This is a genomic window from Actinomadura nitritigenes (genome assembly GCF_017573545.1).
Lineage (GTDB): Bacteria > Actinomycetota > Actinomycetes > Streptosporangiales > Streptosporangiaceae > Spirillospora > Spirillospora nitritigenes.
Genome location: NZ_JAGEOK010000018.1, coordinates 64,596 through 86,670, shown reverse-complemented (window position 1 = coordinate 86,670; position 22,075 = coordinate 64,596). Strand labels below are relative to the sequence as shown.

The following is a 22,075-nucleotide window of genomic DNA, read 5'->3' as shown; positions in this document are numbered from 1 at the left end:
GAGCACCGGGTCACGGGCGATCTGCCCGGCGACGCGGACGTCCGGCCGGCCGGCCGCCGCTCACGCGCGCGGCGGCGGATCGGACTCGACGGTCAGCGCCCGGTGGTCGAAGCTGAAGTGCCCGGCGACCTTGAGCGCGTTCTCCAGCGGATCCTCATAGGACCACGCCGCGTCCTCCGCGCCGTCCAGCGACCAGTACGTCGCCTCGCCCTTGTAGGGGCACACGGTCCGCTTCTCGCTGCGGGTCAGCAGCTCGCGGCGCACGTCGACGGCCGGGATGTAGATCCGGTTGGGCAGGCCCGTCTCCGACAGCACCTTCGGGTGCTCGGTCTCGGCGACGAGCTCCCCGTCCAGCAGCACCCGGACGTGCCGCGACGAGGCGCGGGCGTCCACCCGGTGGAACGGGTCGCGCAGGTGCCCGTGGACCCGCTCGTCCTCGTCGTACCAGGCGTCCATCGGGGCCCAGTAGAAGGCCATGTAGCCGCGCAGCCAGGACGATTCCGGCAGCGGCTCCGGGTACCCCCACACCGCGTTCTCCGCGACCCGGTCGCCGACGCGGATCGTCCAGTACGCGGCGTCGCCCTTGAACGGGCAGTGCGTGCTGTGGTCGGTCCGCTCCAGCAGATCGGTCCGGACGTCGTCCTCCGGGACGTACAAGGCGGGCAGCAGCCCCGTCTCGTGCAGCAGCCTGCCGCGTTCGGTGTCGAGCACGACCTCCCCGCCGAAGCGGGCGTGCACCCGGCGCGGGAACTCGTGCATCAGCAGCCGGTGCTTAGGCCCGTCGATGCTGTAGTTGACGTCGTCACCGGGCGATCCGGCGAGGGGTCCTGGAGCCAAGGTCAGCGACATGCTCATCTCCCTGTCGGCCGGCTCGCGCAGCCGGCTCGTCCACGGGTTCGGCGTGCCCGGCCGGGACCGCGCTCACACGCCCGACGGCATGGTCTCCAGCTCGCCGCGGCGCGCCGCCTCCAGGTGCAGCGGGGCGAGCGCGGAGGTGATCCGGAACCAGCACAGCGCGTCGTACCTCTCGGCGAGCCGCGTCGGGACGTACTGGCGCGCGTCGCGGTCGGGGTCGTAGACGACGCCGATCGCCCGCTGCCCGAGCGTGCCGGTGAGGAATCCGGGCATGTCCCGCTCGGGCGGCACCACGAACATGCCGCGGTGCAGCTCCGACCGCGCGAGCACCTCCTCCAGCGACCCGTGCGCCGGCGGCGGGACGGTCATCACCTCCATCGGGTCGCCCCAGCTCGGCGCGGCGACCACCTCGCCGGGACCGCCCGCGAACCCGACGATGACGACCCGGTCGCGGCCGCGCCGCTCGCGGGCCAGCTGCCCGAGGTTCACCATGCCCGCGTCCGCCATGTCGGTGGCGCGCGCGTCGCCGACGTGGGTGTTGTGCGCCCACACGACCCCCTTGCCGGTCTGGCCGCCGTGGGTGTGGAAGTCCGTCAGCCGGTCGAGCGTGTCGGCCATGTGCACGTCGCGGACGTTCCACGACTCCGGCCCGCCGCCGATCATGGTGCGGTAGTAGCGCTCGGCGCCCGCCGCGATCTCGGCGTTCTGCCGGAGGTCCAGCTCCTCGTCGGGGTCGCGGGAGTCGCCGTGCGAGACCGGGCGGCGCAGCCGGGTCAGCAGCGCCATGACCTCCTCGGCGCACCCGTCCGGGACCAGCGCCGTGTTCCACCCGTACGACTGCGGGTCCTCGCCGTGCGGCTCGAAGCAGCGGTACGCGTCCAGCGCCGTCGCCAGGTACTCGGGGCGGTGCTCGGCCAGATGGTCGACGACGGCCCGCAGCGACTCCCACAGGCTGTAGACGTCGAGGCCGTAGAAGCCGGCCCTCTCGTCGGGCGCCAGTCCGGCGTTGTGCTCGCGCAGCCACCGGCAGAGCCGGACGGTCTCCTCGTTGGCCCACATCCAGGTGGGCCAGCGCCCGAAGCCGTCCAGGGCGGTGCGCGGGTCCTCCGCGCCGCCGGGCGCCAGCGTGACCGACCGCCCGACCTCGCGGCAGTCCGGCCAGTCGCCCTCGACGGCCACGAAGGAGAAGCCGCGTTCGGCGATCAGCCGGCGGGTGATCGCGGCCCGCCACGCGTAGTACTCGTGGGTGCCGTGGCTGGCCTCGCCGATCAGGACGCACGAGGCGTCCCCGATGCGGTCGAGCAGCGGGTCCAGGTCGTCGGCGTACTCCAGCGGCAGCGCGGCCCCCAGCACGTCGTCCACGTCGCTCATCGTGTCCCCCTCCCCCAGGGTTCTTCCGCGACGAATTTCGACATTCCACTCAAAACGCCATTGCTGTCGCCGTTCCCCGGATCCCCGGATCGATGCACGCCGCCGGGCCGATTCGGGCCCCGGATCGCGATCCGGCTCACTCGCGCCTGGTAGGCGGGCGGCGACAGTCCGTAGGCGACCCGGAGGGGCAGGCTGCACCCCGCCGCGTCCGGCATCCCCCACCGGCTCGCGATCCTGCGCCTCGATCCACTCCTTGACCGCCCGGAACGCCTCGGCCTGCTGCGGGCCGAGGCCGCGGCCGCGGGTCCGGGCGGGGCCGACCGGTACACAGACGTAACTGGAATCCCCCACGAAACGCGCAGGGAATGGATAGTCTCCCTTCGATCACATTTGGTTAGGTAAGACAATCTGGAGCACCTGCCGCATGAGCGCTGCCAACCGGGTACAGGTCATCACACGGTGGGGGGCCATCGCCTTCATGGCGATCGCGGTCATGACCGCGACCGCGGGAGGCTTCGCCCAGTCCTACGCCGGTCTCTACCACTGGGCACTGGAACACGGCCTGCGCGGATGGAAGGCCGACTCGTTCCCGCTGCTGGTCGACCTCTTCATCATCGTGGGCGAACTCGGCCTCTTCCTGCTCGCCGTCGACGCCTTCGTGCTGCGCCGCCGCGACATGATGAGCTGGCTGGACTTCTTCCTGCCGCTCGCCATCGCCCTCGCGGGCTGGACGGCCAGCCTCATCTTCAACGTCGGGCACGTCGGGCACCGGTCGTTCTCCTACCAGGCGACCGCCGCGGTCCCGCCGATCGTGTCGATGCTGGGCCTGTTCGTCCTGCTGCGAACGCTGCACCGGTACGTCTCGCGCCAATCCGGCGAAGAGGAGGAGCCGAAGCCCGCCGAGCCCGCGCCGCGCGCCATCGCCGGCCCGGTCACGCTGCAGCAGATCACGCTGATGCCGCTGCGCAACACCGGTCCGTTCCCGCAGATCCAGGTGCCCGGCCACTCCGGCAAGGCGATCGAGTCGGGCACGGCGAACGGCTCGGCGAACGGCGCCGCCGCCGCGACCCGCGAGGCCGAGCCCGCCGCCGCCCCGGCGTCGTCCGCCGCCGCCCCGGCCGCGTCCCGCGAGCCCGAGCCCGCGCCCGACCCGGAGATGGCCGTGGTCAGCGCCGCCGCGCGCGGGAGCCTCAACGGCCGCAGCGCGGTCGGCGTCCCGCACGAGGAGCCTGGCCCGGCCCCCGACCCGGAGAACCTGCGCACCATCGTCATCGACGTCCTCGAACGCCGGCACGGCGACATCGCCGCGACGCTGGCCGAGGTGCGCGCCGAGGGCTACAGGTGCGACGAGGCCGAGATCCGGCGGATCAGCGACAACCACTGGTTCCCCTACGCGGTGTACCGGCTGCTGGCCAAGCACCACGGCGACGGCGAGCTGGTCGCCAAGGAGCTGGGCGACCAGGGCATCGTCTACGACCAGGCGGCGCTGGACGAGCTCGTCCGCTCCTGGCGCGTCTGACCCTCCCGCACCACCGGCACCGCGAGCGCACCGCTCGTCCCGGGACCGGCCGTCCGTAAAGGCGGCCGGTCCCGTCCTTTTCCGGGGACATCGCGGCCCGCGGACGCTTTCCCGGTGATCTGCGCCGTTCCCGTGCGACGCTGGACGCGCATCTCATGCCCATGCCGCATCAGCGATGCCGGGAGACATCATGAAGACGCGACTGCTCGCGGTGGCCGCCGCGGCCGCCCTCGGCGGCGCCGCCACCGGATACCTTCTCGCCCCCTCGCCCGGCGACGCCGCCGCCCGCCCGGCCGCCGCGTCCCGGGCCGCCGGAACACTTCCCACCGGGACCCTGCACGCCGCGCTGAACATGCCGGCGGGCGACCGCGCGAAGGCCGCGGCACTCGGCTACGACCTGTTCGACGTGGACCCCGACGCCGGAGAGATCGCCTCGCTGCCGAAGGGCGGCCGGGCGCTGCTGTGGGTCGGCAACACCACCTGCGGGGACTTCCAGCAGAACAGCACGTCGGCGTTCGCCGACACGGTGAAGCGGTTCGCCGGGAACGACCGCGTCTACGGCTGGTACCTGTCGGACGAGCCGAACCCCGACCAGTGCCCCGGCATCGCCGGCGAACTGCGGCGGCGCGCCGACATCGTGCACAGGTACGCGCCCGGCCAGAAGGCGTTCGCGTCGCTGACGGACTGGCCGATGGCCCCGCTGAAGCCGTCGGAGACCCATCTCGACCTGATCGGCCTCGACCCCTACCCGTGCAGGCTCGGGCGCGGCGGATGCGATCTGGGCGCGATCGACACGATGGTGGGCCAGGCGACGCGGGCCGGGTTCACCAGGAGGATGATCGTGCCGGTGTTCCAGACGTTCGGGCAGTCCTGCAGCGGCGGGGAGAAGAACTGGCGGCTGCCGGCCGCGGGCGAGATGAAGGCGATCCTCACCCGGTGGGACCGGCTCGTCCCGAGGCCCGCGTTCGACATCAGCTACTCGTGGGGCCGCCAGGACGCCTGGGCGTGCCCCGCGCTGGCCGACGCCGACGGCCGCGACGGCAACCCCGACCTGCAGTCGGTCATGAGGGCGCACAACCTGCGGCGCACCGGTCCGGGCGTCCCCGAGCGGGACCCGGCGCCCGCGCCGAGCCCCACCGCCGCCACCGGCTCCTGCCCCGAGCCCGCGAAGGGATAGCCCGCACGGCGGCTCACCGGCTCACGAGGCGTCCTTCCCGGCCTTCACCGGCTCCGGCGCGTCCGCCGCCGTGTCGTCGTGGACGTAGCGGCGGCCGCGCAGCAGCGAGGCCAGCGCCGCGATCAGCGACATCGCGATCGCCATGCTGAACACGATCACCAGGCCGTGGTGGAACGGGTCGGCGATCAGGTGCGGGAAGTACGACCGGCCGGTCAGCGTGGCGGCGTCGCGCGGTGCCAGCCGCGCCAGCGCGTGGAAGGGCTCCAGCAGGTTCTGGATCGGGTTGTAGCCGAGGAACGCGGCGAACAGCGTCCCGACCGGCGGCGTCCGCCCCACCTGCGCGGCGACGTCGGGCGAGACGCCGTGCGAGGTCAGCCCGCCGGTCAGCGTCTTCGGCAGCGAGTTCGACAGCCCGGCGATCATCAGCGAGAAGAACACGCCGATCGACAGCACCATGCCCGCGTTCATGAAGGTGGCGCGCATGCCGGACGCGGCGCCGCGCTGCCCGGCCGGCACCGAGTTCATGATCGCGGTGGTGTTGGGCGCGGCGAACAGCCCGGAGCCGATCCCGTTGAGGAAGATCAGCAGCGCGAAGATCCCGTAGTCGAAGTCGGTGGGGATCATCAGCAGCCCGAGGAAGGCCAGCGCGGACAGCGCCAGCCCGCCGGAGGCGAACGCGCGGGCCCCGTAGCGGTCGGACAGGTGGCCCGAGATCGGCCCGGCGACCAGGAACCCGAGGGTGAGCGGCAGCAGGTAGATGCCCGCCCACAGCGGGGTGTCCGCGAAGTCGTAGCCGTGCAGCGGCAGCCAGATGCCCTGCAGCCAGATGATCAGCATGAACTGCATGCCGCCGCGGGAGATCGCGGCGAGCAGCCCGGCCGCGTTCCCGGCCGCGAACGCGCGGATCCTGAACAGGTCGAGGTGGAACATCGGCTCGTCGACCTTGGTCTCGATGTAGCAGAAGACCGCGAGGACGACGACGCCGCCGATGACGCCCGCCAGCACCCACGGGTTCGTCCAGCCCATGTCGTGCCCGCCGTACGGCTGGATGCCGTAGGTGATGGCGGCCAGCAGCGCGGTCAGGCCGACCGCGAAGGTCGCGTTGCCGATCCAGTCGATCCTCGCGCGGACGGCGCGGGTGGCGGTCTCGACGAGGCTGCGGTAGGCCCAGACGGTCCCGATCAGCCCGATCGGGGCGGAGGCGAAGAACACCAGCCGCCAGCTGACCTCGCTGAGCAGGCCGCCGGCGACGAGGCCGAGGAAGCTCCCGGCGATGCCGGCGACCTGGTTGACGCCCATCGCCATGCCGCGCCGGTCGGCCGGGAAGGCGTCGGTGAGGATCGCGGCCGAGTTGGCCATCAGCATGGCTCCGCCGATCCCCTGGAACACCCGCCAGGCGATGAGCCAGACGGCCCCGGCGCCGCCGTGCAGCGGGTCCAGCCCGAGCACGATCGTCCCGACCGTGAAGACCGCGAAGCCGGCGTTGTACATCCGGACGCGTCCGAACATGTCGCCGAGCCGGCCGAGGGTCACCACCAGGACCGCGGAGACGAGCATGTAGCCCATCAGGATCCACAGCAGGTAGCTGACGTTGCCCGGTTCCAGCGGGTTCAGATGGATCCCGCGGAAGATGGCCGGCAGCGAGATGATCACGATCGAGGAGTTGACCGTCGCGAGCAGCATGCCCAGCGTCGTGTTGCTCAGGGCGATCCACGGATAGTGCTTGGTCGGCACGCTCTCCCCTCCCCAAAGATAGTTTCTTGCGCTAACTAATCATATGACGGCATATGTCCGCCAGCGCGGAAAACGGGTCGACCCTGTCACCACCCGGCCCGTACGTTCTCCCCATGGTCGTACGAATCGCCGTGCTGACCGGCGCGGGAATCTCCACGGACTCGGGCGTCCCCGACTACCGGGGCCCGTCCGGCGTGTGGACCCGGGACCCCGAGCTGGCCCGGCTCTTCACCCGCAAGCACTTCGTGAACGACGCCGAGGTCAGGCGCCGCTTCTGGCGGACGCTCGATCTGCACGCCGGCGCCCGCCCCAACGCGGCGCACCGCGCGCTGGCCGGCCTGGAGAAGGCCGCGGCCGTGCGGATCCTCACCCAGAACGTCGACGGCCTGCACCAGAAGGCGGGCTCGACGCCCCGCAAGGTGCTGGAGCTGCACGGCACCATGGCCACCACGTCGTGCCTGCGCTGCCACGCCGGGTACGCGACCGCCGACGTCCTGGCGCGCGGCGAGGACGATCCGGCCTGCCCGTCCTGCGGCGGCGTGCTGCAGCCGTCGATCGTGCTGTTCGGCCAGTACCTCGACGCGGACGTACTGTCGCTGGCCGGGAACATCGCCCGCGCCTCGGAGGTGTTCGTGGCGATCGGCAGCTCGCTGACCGTGGACCCGGCGGCGCGGCTGTGCGCCGTCGCGGCCGAGTGCGGCGCACGGCTGATCATCGTGAACCGGGATCCGACGCCCTACGACGACCTCGCCGACGAGGTCGTCCGGGAGCCGATCGGCGAGGCCGTCCCGGCGCTGTGCGCGCGGCTGGCGGCCGCCTGACCCGGCCGGCGCGCGAACCGCGGCCGGTTTCTGGGATCCTGCTCCTCATCCGGACGAGAGGACGAGATGCAGGGGACACGACACCGGCTGAGCCTGGACGACGAGCGGGTGCGGGAGTTCTGGCGGGAGCGGCGGATCTGCACGCTGGTCACCGTCCGGCCGGACGGCACGCCGCACGCCGTGCCGGTGGGCGCGACGCTGGACGCCGAAGCGGGGCTGGTGCGCGTGATCACCTCGGCGGACTCGGCGAAGGCGCGGCACGTGCGGGCCGCGGGCGCGGCGGGGCTCCCGGCCGCGGTGAGCCAGGTGGACGGCCGGCACTGGATCACGGTCGAGGGCCGGGCCGTCCTCAGGACGGACGCCGCCGCCGTCGCCGACGCCGAGCGCCGCTACGCCGAGCGGTACAAGCCGCCGCGCGCCAACCCGCGGCGGGTCGTGATCGAGATCGCGGTCGGGCGGGTGCTCGGCAGTGTCTGACGGGATCACCCGGCCGGACCTGCGGGCGGACCTGCCGGAGGACGTGACCGAGGAGGCGCCCGCGGCGCCGGACGTCTGGGTCGTCGGGATGGGCGCGGACGGCTGGGAGGGCCTCACCGAGCCCGCCCGGGACGCGTTCCGCAAGGCGGAAGTGATCATGGGCGGGCCGCGGCAGCTCGGGCTGCTGCCGGCGCTGGACGCCGAGCGGGCGCTGTGGCCGTCGCCGATGATGCCGGGCCTGTCGACGCTGTTCGAGGCGCACCGGGGCCGCCGGATCGCGGTCGCCGCGAGCGGCGACCCGATGTTCTACGGGGTGGGGACGACGCTGGTCCGGCTGCTCGGGGCGGACCGGGTGCGGGTGGTACCGCACGCGTCGTCGCTGTCGCTGGCGTGCGCGCGGCTCGGCTGGCCAGTCGAGGACACCGAGGTCGTGAGCGCGGTCGGGCGGCCGCTGCCGGTGCTGGCCGGGGTGCTGGCGCCGGGCCGGCGGGTGCTGGTGCTGAGCGCGGACGCGGACACGCCCGCCGAGGTCGAGGCGCTGCTGGACGAGCGCGGGTACGGCGGCAGCGAGGTGACCGTCCTGGAGCGGCTGGGCGCGGAGGACGAGCGCGTCGGCCCCGTCCCGGACGATCCGGGCGCGCTGAACGTCGTCGCGATCCGCTGCGAGGGGCCCGGGACGCCGGTCGTGCCGGGGCTGCCGGACGACTCCTACGACCACGACGGGCAGATCACCAAGCGGGAGGTCCGCGCGATCACCCTGGCGCGGCTGGGGCCGGTGCCGGGCGAGCTGCTGTGGGACGTCGGGGCGGGCGCCGGGAGCATCGGGATCGAGTGGATGCGCGCGCACCGCTCGTGCCGGGCGATCGCGATCGAGGAGCGGCCGCTGCGCGCCGCGCGGATCGAGGCGAACGCGCGGGCCCTCGGCGTGCCGGGGATCCGGGTCGTCGTCGGCGAGGCGCCCGCCGCGCTGGCGGGCCTCGGCGCGCCGGACGCGGTGTTCATCGGCGGCGGCGTCACCGCGCCGGGGATGGTGGACGCGTGCTGGGAGGCGCTGCGGCCGGGCGGCCGGCTGGTCGTCAACGCCGTCACGATCGAGTCGGAGCGGGTGGTGACGCAGGCGCGCGAGCGGCTCGGCGGCGACCTGACCAGGATCGACATCGGCCGCGCCGGGGCGGTCGGCGGGTTCACCGGCTGGCGGCCGATGATGCCGGTGACGCAGTGGGCCGCGACGCGGGGGGACGACCGGTGACCGTGCACTTCATCGGTGCCGGGCCGGGCGCCGCCGACCTGATGACCGTCCGCGGCCGCGACCTCGTCGCGGCGTCGCCCGTGTGCCTGTACGCGGGGAGCCTCGTCCCGCCGGAGGTGCTGGGGTGGTGCCCGGAGGGCGCGCGCCTGGTGAACACGGCGGCCATGGTCCTGGACGACATCGTCGCCGAGCTCGTCGCGGCGCACGGGCGCGGGCAGGACGTCGCGCGGCTGCACTCGGGCGACCCGTCGGTGTTCAGCGCGATGGCCGAGCAGATGCGGCGGCTGGACGCGGCGGGCGTGCCGTACGACGTGACGCCGGGCGTGCCCGCGTTCGCGGCGGCGGCGGCCTCGCTGGGCCGGGAGCTGACCGTCCCGGAGGTGGCGCAGACCGTGGTGCTGACCCGCACGTCGGCGCGGGCGACGCCGATGCCGCCGGGCGAGGACCTCGCGACGCTCGGCCGGAGCGGCGCGACGATGGTGCTGCATCTGGCCGTCCAGCGGATCGGGCCGGTCGTGGACGAGCTGGTCCCGAACTACGGCGGGGACTGCCCGGTCGCCGTGGTCGCCTACGCGTCCCGCCCGGACGAGGTGATCGTCCGGGGCACGCTGGCCGACATCGCGGCGAAGGTCCGCGCGGCGGGCATCGAGCGGACCGCGGTGATCATCGTCGGCCGCGTCCTGGCCGCCGAGGGCTTCACCGACAGCCACCTGTACTCCGCGGCCCGCTGCCGCTGAGCACGTTCACCGCGGAGCGGGGTCAGGGGCCGGCGCGCCCCACGATCGTGCCGGCGCGGTCGATGACGACGACGTCGACGGCCACCGGCGCGCCGCGCAGGGTGGCGAGTGCGGTCTCGCGGGCGCGGGCCGCCACCAGGTCGCCCAGCGGGACGCCGGCCCGCATGCAGATCTGGAGCGCGTCGAGCGCGGTGTTGGCGCCCCGCACCCGCTCGGCGGTCCCGGGATCGGCGACCATGGACGCCAGGACCCCGAAGTCGACCTGGGACCGCTTGGAGTGCAGGTCGAGGTGACCGGCGGCGAGCTTGGCGAGCTTGCCGACGCCGCCCGCGATCGTCAGCCTGGGCACCGGGTGGCGGCGCAGGTACTTCAGCACGGCACCGGCGAAGTCGCCCATGTCGAGCAGCGCGTCCTCCGGGAGGCCGTACAGGTCGGCGGCGACCTTCTCGGACGTGCTGCCGGTCGCGCCCGCGACGTGCTCGCGTCCCATGGCCCGCGCGACGTCCACGCCGCGCCGGATGCTGTCGATCCACGCCGAGCACGAGTACGGGACGACGACGCCGGTCGTGCCGAGGATCGACAGCCCGCCGAGGATGCCGAGGCGCGGGTTCCACGTGCGGCGCGCCAGCTCCTCGCCGCCGTCGACGGAGATCTCCACGATGACGTCGGCGCCGCCGAGGACCTCCCGCATCATCCGGCGCGGCACCGGGTTGATCGCCGGCTCGCCGACCTCCAGCGGCAGGCCGGGGCGGGTGACGGTGCCGACGCCCGGTCCCGCGCGGAACACCACCCCGCCGCCGGGCGGGCCCGGCCGGACGGTCGAGCGGACGAGCGCGCCGTGCGTGACGTCGGGGTCGTCGCCCGCGTCCTTGACGATCCCGGCCGTCGCGAACCCGTCGCCGAGCTCCTCGACGGCCAGCGCGAACGCGGGCTCCTGCCCCTTCGGCAGCGTGATCCGGACCGGGTCGGGGAACTCGCCGGTGAGCAGCGCGGCGTGCGCCGCCTTCGTCGCGGCCGTCGCGCACGCCCCGGTGGTCCAGCCGTAACGGAGATCGCTCACGGCCGTACCCTGGTGGCGTGACCCCGCCCGTGGAACGGACCAGGCGCGTGCTGCTGCTCGGCGGCACCGGCGAGGCGCGGCGGCTGGCCGGGCGCCTCGCCGCCGATCCCCGCTACGACGTGATCAGCTCGCTGGCGGGCCGGACGGCCGACCCCGACCTGCCGCCGGGCCGCACCCGCATCGGCGGGTTCGGCGGCCCGGACGGGCTCGCGGCCTGGCTGCGCGACGAGGGGATCGGCGCGGTCGTCGACGCGACGCATCCGTTCGCCGCGCTGATGACCGAGTCCGCCGTGCTCGCGGCGGAGCGGACCGGCGTCCCGCTGCTGGTGCTGCGCCGCCCCGGCTGGACGGAGGGCCCCGGCGACGACTGGCGGCGCGTCCCGTCGCTGGAGGCCGCCGCCGCGGACCTGCCCGGCGAGCGGGTCTTCCTGACCACCGGCCGCAAGAACCTCGCCGCGTTCGCGGGCGACGCGCGCCGCTGGTTCCTCGTCCGGTCCGTCGACCCGCCGGAGCCGCCGCTGCCGCCGCGGATGGAGACGGTCCTCGCGCGCGGCCCGTTCACCGTCGACGAGGAGCTGGCGCTGATGCGCCGGTACGCGATCGACGCGCTGGTCACCAAGGACAGCGGCAGCGCGATGACGTCCGCCAAGCTCACCGCGGCCCGGACGCTGCGGATCCCGGTGGTCATGGTCGACCGGCCGCCCGCCCCGGACGGCGTCCCGATCGCCGCGACGGTCGAGGAGGCGACCGCGTGGCTCACCCGGCAGCGGCTCGCTCATGACGGGTAGCGGCGCGGCGTGAACACGGTCGTGCGGCCGTCGCCGCGCTCGGCGACCGTCGTCCGCGACGAGCCCACCAGCAGCAGCGTGCGCATGTCGACGCCGTCCGCGTCGAGGTCGGCGAGCCGGACCACCCGGACGCTCTCCTCGGGGCCGCCGACGTCGCGCCCGATGACGACCGGCGTGTCCGGCGAGCGGTGCTCCAGCAGCACGTCGCGGGCCCTCGCGACCTGCTCCTTCCGGGTCTTCGACGCCGGGTTGTAGATCGCGATGACCAGGTCGGCGGCCGCCGCGGCGGCGAGGCGGGACGCGATGACGTCCCAGGGCTTCAGCCGGTCCGACAGCGACAGCACGCAGTAGTCGTGCCCGAGCGGCGCGCCGATCCGGGACGCGACGGCGTTCGCGGCGGTCAGCCCGGGCAGGACCCGCACCGGGACGTCCTTCCAGCGGTCCTCGGCGGCGACCTCCAGCACGGCGGCGGCCATCGCGAACACGCCCGGGTCGCCCGACGACACCACCGCCACGCGGCGTCCCCGCTCGGCCAGCGCGAGCGCGAACTCGGCCCGCTCCGACTCGACCCGGTTGTCGGACGCGTGCCGCTCCTGCCGGGGGTTCGCGGGCACCCGCGCCAGGTAGGGGGCGTAGCCGACGAGGTCGTCGGCGGTGGCGAGGGCGTCCTGCGCCTCGGGGGTGAGCCACTCGCGGCCCGCCGGGCCGAGCCCGACGATCGCGACCTCGCCCTGCCCCTCCCCTGGCGCGGCGGGTTCCGGCAGCTCGCGGCGCGTCCGCTCGTGCACGCGGCTCGGCAGGATCGCGACGGAGAAGTACGGGACGGTCTCCGGATCGACCTCCGCGAGCGGCAGCGCCCGCTGCCCGTCGGTGGTGGCGCGCTCGACGTACCAGGCGTCGTCCAGGCGGCCCGCCTCGTCCAGGGCCGCGCGGACGCCGCCGAACGTCCGGCCGAGCTTCAGCACGGCGGCCGAGTCGGTGGCGGCGAGGCGGCGGGCCAGGTCGGCGGGCGGCAGCGTGCCCGGCAGGACGGTCAGCACCTCGTCGCGCTCCACCAGCGGGCGCCCCAGCTCGGCGGACGCGGCGCTCACCGACGTCACGCCCGGCACCACCGTCGTCGGGTACCGGCCGGAGAGCCGCTTGTGCAGGTGCATGTAGGAGCCGTAGAAGAACGGGTCCCCCTCGCACAGCACCACGACGTCGCGTCCGGCGTCGAGATGCTCGGCGAGCCGCGCCGCGCACCGCTCGTAGAACTCCTCCAGGACGGCCCGGTAGTCGCTCGTCCGCTCGGTGGTGACCGGGTAGATGAGCGCTTCCTCGATCTGCCCTTCGCGCAGGTGGGGGGCGGCGATGCGGCGGGCGATGCTGCGCCCGTGCCGCGCCGCGTGGTGCACGACCACGTCCGCGCTCCCGACGAGCCGGGCCGCCTTCACGGTGATCAGCTCGGGGTCGCCGGGGCCGAGGCCCACCCCGTACAGGTGTCCGGTCATCACTCTTCCTCGCTGGCGATGGCGTTGATCGCGGCGGCGGTCATCGCGCTGCCGCCGCGCCGCCCGCGCACGACCAGGTACGGCAGGCCGGACGCGGCGAGCGCGTCCTTGGACTCGGCGGCGCCGATGAACCCGACCGGTATGCCGAGCACGGCGGCGGGCCGGGGCGCGCCGTCCGCGACCATCTCCAGCAGCCGGAACAGCGCGGTCGGCGCGTTGCCGATCGCGACGACGGAGCCGCCGAGGCGGTCGCGCCACAGCTCCAGCGCGGCGGCGCTGCGGGTGGTGCCGAGTTCCGCGGCGAGCGCGGGCACGCGGGGGTCGCCGAGCGTGCAGACCACGTCGTTGGCCGCGGGGAGCCGCCGGCGGGTGACGCCCGCCGCGACCATCCGCGCGTCGCACAGGATCGGCCGGCCCGCCAGCAGCGCTCCACGGGCCGCCGCGACGACGCCGGGCGCGTGGTCCAGGTCGCGCACCAGGTCGGTCATCCCGCACGAGTGGATCATGCGGACGGCGACCCGGGCGACGTCGTCCGGCAGCCCCGCGAGGTCCGCCTCCGCCCTGATGGTCGCGAACGACCGCCGGTAGATCTCCGCGCCGTCGCGGACGTAGTCGATCACTCGCTCCTCCGTGTCGTGGCGGCGGCCGCGGCCGTCGCCGTCAGGTCGTGGGACCGGGCGCGGACCTCGTCGCCGAGCCGCACCTCGTAGCCGCCGGGGACGGCCACGACCGCGACGTGCCGGTCGGCGGGGCGCCCGCACTGCCGCTCGCAGCCCGACCAGTGCACCGGCAGGCCGCCGCCGGCCCGGCGGGCCCGCGCCGCGTCCGCGCGCACGTCGGTGAGCGACTTCGCGCAGCCGGGACGGCCCGCGCAGGACGTCAGCCCCGCCCAGCCGGGTCCGGTGACCAGGCCAGGGAAGTGTGACATGTCCGCGATGCCGGTAATGACGACGCCCCGCCACGGAGTGACAATGATCTCCCCGGCGGCGCCCAGACCGGCCGGGTCGAGGCGGCCGAGCGGGACCAGCCCGGAGAACGCCGTCCGCCCGTCCCGCTGCGGGATCTCGCCGAGCGGCGTCCGGTACGGGACCGCCGGGACCGGGACGGGGTCGCTCCCGCCGCCGGGCAGCGGGAGGCCGCGGCCGAGTTCCGCGAGCCGCCACTCGCTCGTCCGGACGCGCAGGAACGCGCGCGCGGCGTCCAGCGCGAGCGCGGCGGCGTCCTCGGGGCGCGCCCTCAGGCCGCTGTCCGTCCCGGCGAGGACCAGGGCGAACGCGTCCGGCGCCACCGCGTACAGGCCGACGTCGGCGCGCAGCGCGATGACGTCGCCGCGCCCGTCGTCGACCGCGAACAGGAACCGGCCGGGCAGGCCGGCGAGGTCCGGGTCGGCGCAGAGCCCCGCGTCCAGCGCCGCCACGACGGGCCGGGCGTCCAGCAGCCCGGAGCCGTCGCGCCCGGTCAGCACGCTGCCGAGGATGTTGCGGACGCGCTCGTGCGCGGCGGACGGCAGCAGCCCGGCCTCGCGAAGCCGCTCGCCCAGCTCGTTCTCCGCCCCGTCCGTGAGCCCCCTGATCTGCACGTTCGCCCGCGACGTCAGTTCGAGGAACCCGTCGCCCAGGTCGCTCGAGGCCGCGGCGAGGGCGTCGAGTTGCGGCCGGGTCAGCGCGCCGCCGGGCAGCCGGACGCGCGCCAGCCCCCCGTCGGCGGCGGCGTGCACCCGCAGAGCCCCCGGACACCGGTCCGGCCCCGAACGCGAAGTCGACACGCGAGGATCCTAAGGCCCGCTCCGGAGGCCCCGGCGACGCGATCTCGGGTCGCGGGCCGGCTCAGTAGGCCATCGCCGAGTCGCAGTGCCCGAACCCCGAGAAGGTCGTCAGGACCGCCCCGTCGAGGGCCCTGCCGAACGCGTCGAGGCCGTTCAAGCAGGCATAACGCGGTTCCCCGCTGGAGACGAGGGCGACGCCGAGGACCGCCCCCGGCTGCTGCGGGATCGTGCGGGTCACGTGCATCGGCCTCCCTTCGGTGAAGGAGAACAGGACGGTGGCGTCCGGCCGGCGCATCATCCCGTAGCCGGAACGGGCGTCCGGGCTCATGGTGACGGACGAGACGCCGCCCTGCGCGCGGAACAGGACCCGTCCCTCGCGCAGCCCGGATCCGCCGCCGCGGGTGTCGGTCGCGCGGACGGTGACGTTCAGGATGGCGGGGTCCCGCACGGCCCCGGGGACGACGTCGCCGATGGTGTAGCCGAGCGTCCGGCCGTCGCGGGCCCAGACGATCTCGCCGACGACCGAGGGCCCGGCCGCGCTCCACGTGCGGCGGTTCCCCGTCGCGGTGTCGAGCACGGTCAGCGCGGCGCGCGGCGGGTTCGCGGGCGCCACCGCGCGCGGCGGGTCGGCGGGCGCCGGGGAGTCCGGCGGCTCCGGCGCGCACGGCGCGGTCGCGTAGGCGAGCCGGTCGCCGCGGCGGTTCATCGCGAGGCCCGCGACCAGCGCGGGGATGGTGCCGCCGCGCACCGGCGCGAGCCCGGTCACGTGGCCGCCACCGGTCAGCCGGAACCGGAAGAGGCGCGTCTCGCACGGGTCGCTCCGCGAGGCGGCGACCACGAATTCTCCGTCCGGGCCCGCGAGGATCTCCTGCACCGCACCGGCGGCCGCCGGTGGCCGCACCGCATCGACCACCCGCCCGGGCGCGCCCGTCCGGGGCGTGGTGCGCACCTCCAGCCACGGCCCCTGCCGTCCCGGGCCGAGCATGAAGCGCGGCGTCCGGTACTCGAAACGCCCCGCCGCCCGCGGAGGCTCCCCGCCCACCGAGGCCCCGACCCCCACGATGGCGGCGGCGACCAGGACCGCCAGCGCGGCGGGCGCCGCCCAGCGCCGGACCCGCCACGAGACCGGCTCGCTCTCCCACTCCATCGGAGGATCGTCCCACGGCGCCCGGCTCCCCTGGGCGCCCCGAGCCAGAGGGAATCGGGTTAGGGTGTGGGCGGCGACAAGGGAGGAAGCCGGTGCGAATCCGGCGCGGTCCCGCCACTGTCACCGGGGAGCGGACCCCACCGAAGGCCACCGCGCGAGCGGGAAGGCCGGGGCGAGCGCCGATCCGGGAGCCAGGAGACTCCGTGCCGCCACTCCGCCCCTCTTCGGCGCAAGCCCGGGGGTCTGGGGGTCCGCCCCCAGCGGAGGGACTGTCTTGACCTGCGATTCGGGGCGAGGACCCCGGGTGAGGACGCGATCCGCGTGATCCTGCTGCTGTCCACCTCGGACACCGACCTGCTCAGTGCGCGCGCCAGCGGCGCCGCCTTCCGGCTCGCCAACCCCGCCCGCACCTCCGTCGGCGACCTGCCCTCGCTGGTGGACGGCACCGACCTGGTGGTGGTCCGGCTGCTGGGCGGACGGCGCGCGTGGGAGGAGGGCCTCGACGCGCTGCTCGCGGGCCCGCGCCCGGTGGTGGTGCTCAGCGGCGAGCAGGCGCCGGACGCCGAGCTGATGGAGCTGTCGACCGTCCCCGCCGGGGTGAGCGCCGAGGCGCACGCCTACCTGGCGCACGGCGGCCCCGGCAACCTCGCCGAGCTGTTCGCCTTCCTGTCCGACACGGTGCTGCTCACCGGGTTCGGCTTCGCTCCCCCGGCCCCCACCCCGACGTGGGGCGTGCTGGAGCGCGGGCACGGGTCGGACGAGGGACCGGTCGTCGGCGTCCTGTACTACCGCGCCCACCACCTCGCCGGGAACACCGCGTTCGTCGAGGCGCTGTGCGAGGCGATCGAGGCGAAGGGCGGGCGGGCGCTCCCGGTGTTCTGCGCGTCGCTGCGCACCGCCGAGAAGGAGCTGCTGGACACGCTCGGACGGGCGGACGCGCTGGTCGTCACCGTGCTGGCGGCGGGCGGCACGAAGCCTGCGTTCGCGGGCGCGGGCGGCGACGACGAGGCGTGGGACGTCGGCGCGCTCGCGGAACTGGACGTCCCGATCCTGCAGGGCCTCTGCCTGACCAGCGAGCGCGCGGCGTGGGAGGCCAACGACGACGGCCTGTCCCCGCTGGACACCGCGACGCAGGTGGCCGTTCCGGAGTTCGACGGCCGGATCATCACGGTGCCGTTCTCGTTCAAGGAGACCGACGAGGACGGCCTCAGCGTCTACGTCGCCGACCCGGAACGGGCCGCGCGGGTCGCGGGGATCGCCGTCCGGCACGGGCGGCTGCGGCACGTCCCGGCAGAGGACAAGCGGGTCGCGCTGATGCTGTCGGCGTACCCGACCAAGCACGCGCGGATCGGGAACGCGGTCGGGCTCGACACCCCGGCCAGCCTCGTGAGGCTGCTCGCCGAGATGCGCGCGCGGGGCTACGACGTCGGCGACGCGCTGCCGGGCGAGGGCGACGCGCTCATGCACGCGCTCATCGCGGCGGGCGGCCAGGACCCCGACTGGCTGACCGAGGCGCAGCTCACCGGCAACCCCGTCCGCGTCCCGGCGGCGCGCTACCGGGCCTGGTACGCGACGCTCCCGCAGGACCTGCGCGACGGCATCGAGCGGCACTGGGGGCCGCCGCCGGGCGAGCTGTTCGTGGACGACTCGCGCGACCCGGACGGCGAGATCGTCCTCGCCGCGCTGCGGTCCGGGAACGTCGTCGTGATGGTGCAGCCGCCGCGCGGGTTCGGCGAGAACCCCGTCGCGATCTACCACGACCCCGACCTGCCGCCGAGCCACCACTACCTGGCGGCGTACCGGTGGGTCGCGGACGAGTTCGGCGCGGACGCCGTCGTCCACGTCGGCAAGCACGGGAACCTGGAGTGGCTGCCCGGCAAGTCCGCCGGGATGTCGGCGTCCTGCGGCCCGGACGCGGCGGTCGGCGACCTGCCGCTGATCTACCCGTTCCTGGTGAACGACCCGGGCGAGGGCACGCAGGCCAAGCGGCGCGCGCACGCCACGCTCGTCGACCACCTGATCCCGCCGATGGCGCGGGCGGAGAGCTACGGCGACATCGCGCGGCTGGAGCAGCTCCTCGACGAGCACGCGAACATCGCCGCGCTGGACCCGGCGAAGCTGCCCGCGATCCGGGCGCAGATCTGGACGCTGATCCAGGCCGCCCGCCTCGACCACGACCTCGGCCTGGACGACCGGCCGCACGACGCCGAGTTCGACGACTTCCTGCTGCACGTGGACGGCTGGCTGTGCGAGGTGAAGGACGTCCAGATCCGCGACGGCCTGCACGTCCTCGGTGCCGCTCCGGCCGGGGAGGCCCGCGTCGACCTCGTCCTGGCGATGCTGCGGGCGCGGCAGATGTGGGGCGGGTCGGTGACGCTGCCCGGCCTGCGCGAGGCGCTCGGCCTGAAGGAGGACGGCGCGGCCCGCGGCGAGGTCGACGCCGTGGAGGAGCGGGCGCGGGCGCTGGTCGCCGCGATGGAGGAGCGCGGCTGGGACCCGGACGCCGCGTCCGAGGTCGTGGACGGGGTCGCGGACGGGGCCGCGGACGGGCGGGTCGCGGACGTCCTGCGGTTCGCCGCGACGGAGATCGTCCCGCGGCTGGAGCGGACCCGCGACGAGATCGGCATGGTGCTGCACGCCCTCGACGGCGGGTACGTGCCGGCCGGGCCGAGCGGGTCCCCGCTGCGCGGCCTCGTCAACGTGCTGCCGACCGGCCGGAACTTCTACTCCGTCGACCCGAAGGCCGTCCCGTCCCGGCTCGCCTACGACACCGGGCGCGCGATGGCGGACTCGCTGCTGGACCGGTACCGCGAGGACACCGGCGAGTGGCCGCGGTCGGTCGGGCTGTCGGTGTGGGGCACCAGCGCGATGCGCACGTCCGGCGACGACATCGCCGAGGTGCTGGCGCTGCTCGGCGTCCGGCCGGTGTGGGACGAGGCGTCCCGCCGCGTCACCGGCCTCGAGGCGGTGCCGCTCGGCGAGCTGGGCCGCCCGCGCATCGACGTGACGATCCGGATCAGCGGGTTCTTCCGCGACGCGTTCCCGCACGCCGTCGCGATGCTGGACGACGCCGTGCGGCTCGCGGCGGGCCTGGACGAGCCCGACGAGATGAACTTCGTCCGCGCGCACGTCCGGGCCGACCTCGCCGAGGGCGGTGACGAGCGGCGGGCGACGCTGCGGGTGTTCGGGTCGCGGCCCGGCGCGTACGGGGCGGGCCTCCTGCCGCTGATCGACAGCCGCAACTGGCGCGACGACTCCGACCTCGCCGAGGTGTACGCGGTGTGGGGCGGCTACGCCTACGGGCGCGGCCTCGACGGCGTCCCGGCGCGCGGCGACATGGAGAACGCCTACCGGCGGATCAGCGTCGCGGCCAAGAACACCGACACCCGCGAGCACGACATCGCCGACTCCGACGACTACTTCCAGTACCACGGCGGCATGATCGCGATGGTGCGGGCTCTGACCGGGCGGGCGCCGAGGGCCTACATCGGCGACAGCACCCGCCCGGACGCCGTCCGCACCCGCACGCTGGACGAGGAGACGTCCCGCGTGTTCCGCGCCCGCGTCGTCAACCCGCGCTGGCTCGCGGCGATGCGGCGGCACGGCTACAAGGGCGCGTTCGAGCTGGCGGCGACGGTCGACTACCTGTTCGGCTACGACGCGACCGCCGGAGTCGTCGCCGACTGGATGTACGAGAAGCTCGCGCGGACGTACGCGCTGGACGCCGAGAACCGGGCGTTCTTCAACGAGTCGAACCCGTGGGCGCTGCACGGCATCACCGAGCGGCTCCTCGAAGCCGCCGACCGGGGCATGTGGGAGCACCCGGAACAGGACACCCTGGACGCCCTGAAGCGCCTCTACCTGGAGGTCGAAGGCGACCTGGAGGATTCCGGCTGAGCGGCGGCGGCCCGGATCCCGTGCCGCCGCCGTCGGAGTCCGGCCGGGGTCAACCGAGGAGGCGCGCGGCGAGGGTCCGCAGCTCGCGGTCCTCGGCGAAGGCCCGCCAGCCGCTGTTGCAGCATTGGCGCCGGTCGGAATCGGCGATGGCGCGCAGGGCCCACCCCAGGGTCGACGGTGCCGAGCCCATGGCGGCGAGGTGCCGCATGGCCGCCCACCGCACCGGCAGGTACTCGCCCCGCGCCAGGTCGTAGATCTCCCGGCACAGCGGCTGGGACGCGGTCTCCGCGTCGCCGGTGACGGCGTGGTACGCACGCGCCGCCTCCACGCGCGTCCAGTCGTCGCGGGAATCCATGAGCGGCCGGAGGCGCCCGGCGTGGGCGGCGGCGCGCTCGCCGAGGCCGGCCAGCAGCCGGGCCCAGCCCCGGTCGGGCGGAAGGGCGTCCACGACGCTCAGCAGCGGCGCCGGGTCGCCGGTCACCTTGAACAGCGTCCACGCGAAGGGGGCCTCGTGCTCCCGCCCGCCGCCGCGACGCAGCGCCTCGGCGGCGCCGGAGGCGGCCGGGCCGATCGCGGCGAGCGTCGCCGCCGCCTGGACGGCCGCCCCGGTGCCGAGCAGCCGGACGAGTTCGGGGACGGCCGGCGCGGCGGCCTCTCCCCATTCCTCCAGCGCCCGGGCGAGGGTGCGGCCGGTGTCCGGGTCGTCCATGCGCGCGCGGATCGCGGGAAGGAGGACGTCCGCGTGCCCGCTCAGCGGGGCGAGCGAATAGAGGATGGAGGGCGGCGAGGTGGTGAACACCGAGCCCGAGTAGGCGTCGGTGAGCGGCGGTGTCCCGGCGAGCCGTTCCACCAGGTAGGGGACGCAGCGCGGGTCCCTGCGCCAGGCGAGGCCCCATGCGGCGAGGTCGGAGATCCGCTCGTCGCCGTGCCGGGACAGCGGCGCGCCGTCGCCGAGCCGGGCGGCGAGCGGGCCGGGGTCGCCCTCGTCCAGCGCCGCGATCAGGAGGACGGCGTAGGAGCGCGCCGCAGGAGACGCATCGGCGCAGAGGGCGGACAGGCCGGGCAGCAGGCGCTCCACCGGCGACCGCAGCTCGGTCAGCAGCTGCGCCGCGACGCGCACCGCGCCGATCCGGCGGTCGGCGTCGGCGTCGCCGATGAAGGCCGCGCACAGGTCGAGGCGCGCGGACGGGTCGTCCTTGATCCGCGCCGCGATCCAGCCGAGCAGCCGGGACGCGCCGCCGCCGAAGTACGGGACGAGGTCGGGGCCCGTCCCGCCGACCCACGGGACGTCCCGCCAGACCGCGATGTCCCCGCGCAGCGCCCCGGCGGCCGCGGCGGGGTCCGGGCGCTGCGCTGCGACCGCCGCCGACAGCGCGGCGTCGGCGGCGAGCCGGAGCTGCGCGTCGTCCGAGGCGCGCAGGTCGCGGAGCCAGAGGAGCGTCTCGGGCAGGACGCGCGCGGTGCAGCCGGACGCCAGGTCGCCCGCCGCGAGGACGGTCCCGAGCCGCACCGCGGCGTCGTCCTCGCCGTCCCATCTCGCGCGCAGTTCCGGGACGATCGCGTCCGCGTCGCTCACGGCGGCCGACAGCGTGCTCGTCACTTCACGGCGGACGTCCACGGCGGGATCGTCGAGCAGGGCCAGGAGGGCGGGCAGCGCGGCCGCCCACGCGCCCGGCCAGCCCGGGTCGACCTCCGTGACCGTGTTCGCCTCGTGGACGAGCCGTTCCAGCAGGTCGAGCAGGCCGATCCGGTCGGCGGTGTCCGGCGACGACACCAGCTCCACCAGGTACGGCAGGGCCGCGGTGGCGGCGTCGCAGACGAAGCCGCCCTGGTGGTAGATCCTGACGTCCAGGTCGCCGACCGCGTCGGTGGACGGATCGCGCTCGTCCGCTATGGCGCGGAGCAGGCCGGGGACGTCCGCGGCGGAGCCGTAGGCATGCCGCAGGGCGGACCAGTCGACGCGGTCCAGGCCCCGCAGGAGTGTCACA

The 22,075-nt window shown here is 75.1% G+C and carries 17 protein-coding genes and 1 riboswitch; of the genes, 8 read left to right on the top strand and 9 right to left on the bottom strand.

Annotated elements, in window-relative coordinates:
• Window positions 1-60 precede the first annotated feature (60 nt).
• Together J4557_RS27255 and J4557_RS27250 are read right to left on the bottom strand one after the other, a co-directional pair.
• Entirely contained in the window at window positions 61-849 is a 789-nt protein-coding gene (locus J4557_RS27255) for a DUF427 domain-containing protein (RefSeq protein ID WP_208269593.1), read from the bottom strand.
• Window positions 850-921: 72 nt separating this feature from the next.
• Complete coding sequence (locus J4557_RS27250; RefSeq protein ID WP_208269592.1) at window positions 922-2,226, bottom strand: erythromycin esterase family protein; 1,305 nt, start codon at window positions 2,224-2,226, stop codon at window positions 922-924.
• 424 nt (window positions 2,227-2,650) lie between these two features.
• Here J4557_RS27250 and J4557_RS27245 point away from each other — a divergent pair, with 424 nt between their 5' ends.
• Window positions 2,651-3,745: a DUF2637 domain-containing protein gene (locus J4557_RS27245; RefSeq protein ID WP_208269591.1), complete on the top strand. Its 1,095-nt coding sequence runs from the start codon at window positions 2,651-2,653 to the stop codon at window positions 3,743-3,745.
• Window positions 3,746-3,935: 190 nt separating this feature from the next.
• Window positions 3,936-4,922: a hypothetical protein gene (locus J4557_RS27240; protein WP_208269590.1), complete on the top strand. Its 987-nt coding sequence runs from the start codon at window positions 3,936-3,938 to the stop codon at window positions 4,920-4,922.
• A gap of 21 nt (window positions 4,923-4,943) precedes the next feature.
• Here J4557_RS27240 and J4557_RS27235 read toward each other — a convergent pair whose 3' ends face one another.
• Window positions 4,944-6,656 (bottom strand): MFS transporter, encoded by a 1,713-nt coding sequence (locus J4557_RS27235; protein ID WP_307800238.1) that lies wholly within the window; start codon window positions 6,654-6,656, stop codon window positions 4,944-4,946.
• Window positions 6,657-6,769: 113 nt separating this feature from the next.
• Between J4557_RS27235 and J4557_RS27230 the strand changes: the two genes are divergently transcribed.
• The 4 genes from J4557_RS27230 to cobM all read left to right on the top strand — a co-directional run bounded on the left by J4557_RS27230 (window position 6,770) and on the right by cobM (window position 9,940).
• Window positions 6,770-7,477, top strand: coding sequence for an SIR2 family NAD-dependent protein deacylase (locus J4557_RS27230; protein WP_208269589.1), 708 nt, complete (start codon window positions 6,770-6,772; stop codon window positions 7,475-7,477).
• A 66-nt stretch (window positions 7,478-7,543) separates the two neighbouring features.
• Window positions 7,544-7,954 (top strand): pyridoxamine 5'-phosphate oxidase family protein, encoded by a 411-nt coding sequence (locus tag J4557_RS27225; protein WP_208269588.1) that lies wholly within the window; start codon window positions 7,544-7,546, stop codon window positions 7,952-7,954.
• Window positions 7,947-9,203: a precorrin-6y C5,15-methyltransferase (decarboxylating) subunit CbiE gene (gene cbiE / locus J4557_RS27220; RefSeq protein ID WP_307800237.1), complete on the top strand. Its 1,257-nt coding sequence runs from the start codon at window positions 7,947-7,949 to the stop codon at window positions 9,201-9,203. The genes J4557_RS27225 and cbiE overlap by 8 nt, the downstream gene beginning before the upstream one ends.
• Window positions 9,200-9,940, top strand: a complete 741-nt coding sequence (cobM, locus tag J4557_RS27215) for a precorrin-4 C(11)-methyltransferase (RefSeq protein WP_208269587.1) — start codon at window positions 9,200-9,202, stop codon at window positions 9,938-9,940. Before cbiE ends, cobM begins: the two co-directional genes overlap by 4 nt.
• Before the next feature lie 22 nt (window positions 9,941-9,962).
• On the opposite strand, the gene J4557_RS27210 is transcribed toward cobM, so the two are convergent.
• The gene (locus J4557_RS27210) at window positions 9,963-11,000 is read right to left on the bottom strand and encodes a cobalt-precorrin-5B (C(1))-methyltransferase (RefSeq protein WP_208269586.1); all 1,038 of its coding nucleotides are present in this window, start codon (window positions 10,998-11,000) and stop codon (window positions 9,963-9,965) included.
• Between the two features lie 17 nt (window positions 11,001-11,017).
• On the opposite strand from J4557_RS27210, the gene J4557_RS27205 reads away from it, so the two are divergent.
• The gene (locus tag J4557_RS27205; RefSeq protein WP_307800236.1) at window positions 11,018-11,788 is read left to right on the top strand and encodes a cobalt-precorrin-6A reductase; all 771 of its coding nucleotides are present in this window, start codon (window positions 11,018-11,020) and stop codon (window positions 11,786-11,788) included.
• Here the strand turns inward: J4557_RS27205 and cobJ are convergent.
• The 4 genes from cobJ to J4557_RS27185 form a co-directional block, all read right to left on the bottom strand.
• On the bottom strand, window positions 11,776-13,278 hold the full coding sequence (gene cobJ / locus J4557_RS27200) for a precorrin-3B C(17)-methyltransferase (RefSeq protein ID WP_208269585.1): 1,503 nt from the start codon (window positions 13,276-13,278) through the stop codon (window positions 11,776-11,778). The genes J4557_RS27205 and cobJ overlap by 13 nt on opposite strands.
• On the bottom strand, window positions 13,278-13,898 hold the full coding sequence (locus J4557_RS27195) for a precorrin-8X methylmutase (RefSeq protein ID WP_208269584.1): 621 nt from the start codon (window positions 13,896-13,898) through the stop codon (window positions 13,278-13,280). Before J4557_RS27195 ends, cobJ begins: the two co-directional genes overlap by 1 nt.
• On the bottom strand, window positions 13,895-15,043 hold the full coding sequence (locus tag J4557_RS27190) for a ferredoxin-like domain-containing protein (RefSeq protein ID WP_208269583.1): 1,149 nt from the start codon (window positions 15,041-15,043) through the stop codon (window positions 13,895-13,897). The genes J4557_RS27195 and J4557_RS27190 overlap by 4 nt, the downstream gene beginning before the upstream one ends.
• Before the next feature lie 61 nt (window positions 15,044-15,104).
• Window positions 15,105-16,190, bottom strand: coding sequence for a hypothetical protein (locus J4557_RS27185; protein ID WP_208269582.1), 1,086 nt, complete (start codon window positions 16,188-16,190; stop codon window positions 15,105-15,107).
• Between the two features lie 83 nt (window positions 16,191-16,273).
• A riboswitch (cobalamin riboswitch) is annotated at window positions 16,274-16,391 on the top strand.
• 120 nt (window positions 16,392-16,511) lie between these two features.
• On the opposite strand from J4557_RS27185, the gene cobN reads away from it, so the two are divergent.
• Complete coding sequence (gene cobN / locus J4557_RS27180; RefSeq protein ID WP_372442532.1) at window positions 16,512-20,087, top strand: cobaltochelatase subunit CobN; 3,576 nt, start codon at window positions 16,512-16,514, stop codon at window positions 20,085-20,087.
• A gap of 49 nt (window positions 20,088-20,136) precedes the next feature.
• Here cobN and J4557_RS27175 read toward each other — a convergent pair whose 3' ends face one another.
• Window positions 20,137-22,074, bottom strand: a complete 1,938-nt coding sequence (locus J4557_RS27175) for a HEAT repeat domain-containing protein (protein WP_208269581.1) — start codon at window positions 22,072-22,074, stop codon at window positions 20,137-20,139.
• Between the last annotated feature and the right edge of the window lies 1 nt (window position 22,075).